Origin of the sequence: Chryseobacterium sp. JV558 (assembly GCF_033712365.1) — a bacterium.
GTDB lineage: Bacteria > Bacteroidota > Bacteroidia > Flavobacteriales > Weeksellaceae > Chryseobacterium.
In genome coordinates this window covers 1-1658 of sequence record NZ_WJHU01000020.1, presented here as the reverse complement: position 1 = coordinate 1658, position 1658 = coordinate 1, and the positions used below count along the sequence as shown (strand labels likewise).

The 1658-nt window shown below is 37.2% G+C and carries 1 protein-coding gene; it reads right to left on the bottom strand.

The window, feature by feature from the left end:
- The coding region (locus tag GFU89_RS23180; RefSeq protein WP_318849373.1) for an amino acid adenylation domain-containing protein at positions 1–1658 on the bottom strand (1658 nt) is incomplete at both ends.

Here is a 1658-nt window from a genome sequence, read left to right as displayed (position 1 = left end):
CAACCAGGATCTTCTCTGTAGAAGTTTGCGGAGATACGTATTCTTTCTTCTGATATGCAATGATATCAGGTATTGGTAATGCTTTTCTATTTATTTTCCCACTAACTGTCAATGGAAATTTATCAAGGTACAAATACACTTTAGGAACCATATATTCTGGCAAGACAGACTTTAAACCCGATTTTAAGGATTCTGAATCAATTTCCTCATCTGAGGTATAATACGCTACAAGCTGTTTGTCTGAAATATTTTCCCCTACAACAATTACAGCAGATTGCTGCACATCATTTATATGATCTAATTGAGACTCGATCTCACCAAGTTCTATCCTGTAACCTCTGATTTTAACCTGATTGTCGCTTCTGCCTATAAATTCAATATTTCCGTCTTCAAGCCATCGGCCCAAATCGCCTGTTTTATAGAGTTGTTTTCCTGACTTAAAAACATGACTGATAAACTTCTCCTCGGTTAATTCCGGACGATTTAAATAACCACGCGACAATCCACCTCCACCGATATATATTTCTCCGGAAATCCCTTTAGGAACCAGTTTTAAGTCTGCATCCAATATATAAATCTCCGTATTTGGTATAGGCTTTCCAACATTGTTTACTGCATCATTCAATTCGATAACTGTTGACCAAATCGTCGTTTCTGTCGGGCCATATAAATTCCAGCAACTTGTACTATTCGATAATAAATATGATTTTAAATCATTGGATAAATGTTCTGCTCCACATAAAATCTTAAGGTCAAAATCACAGGACCAATTAATTTCTTTTAAAGTCTGCCATCTCGATGGAGTACATTCAATGACATTTGGTTTGTAATAATTGATTTTAGATGCCAATTTATTGGCATCATCCAAATCTTCATCATGAATTAATATCAATTCCCCGCCTTGGGTTAAAGGAATAAAATATTCAAGCAATGATGGGTCAAAGGTAGATGAAGCTATACTCAATAGCCGTACAAAGCCATCTTCAAATACTCTTGATGAAAAACTCTTTAAAAAATTGTACAAATTATGATGCTCTATCATTACTCCTTTAGGCTTTCCTGTGGTACCCGAAGTGTAAATTATATAAACGAGCTGGTTGGGAGTAATTTCATGAGCCAATCCATCTGTAGAAAGATTTTCCCATAATGCTTGTTCTGCATTCAGCGCTATACATCTGATATCCTGATCTGCGAACAAATCTGATTTTAATTTTTCCTGGGTTAGTAAAATTTCGGCATTACAATCTTCTAAAATGGTTTCTATACGGGATTTCGGATGCTTAGGATCTATCGGTACATAAGCGCCGCCAGCTTTCATAATTCCCAAAATACCTATGATCATCTCTAAAGACCGCTCAAAACACACCGGAACTAAAACCTCTTTTCCGATGCCCTGCGAAGTTAAATAATGCGCAAGCTGATTGGATTTCTCGTCTAGCTCTTTATAGGTTAACTCTTCTTCTTCAAACACTATGGCAACATGATCTGGCGTAGATATAGCCTGCTTCGCAAATAAGCTGATCACCGTTTCTCCCTGAGGATAGGCTTCGCTAGTACCGCTAAAAACCTCTAACAATTCGTATTCTTCCGGATCTGATAATATCTTCAGCTCCTTAATGGCAGCATCTGGATGTTCGATAGCTGATCTTAGCAGGTTT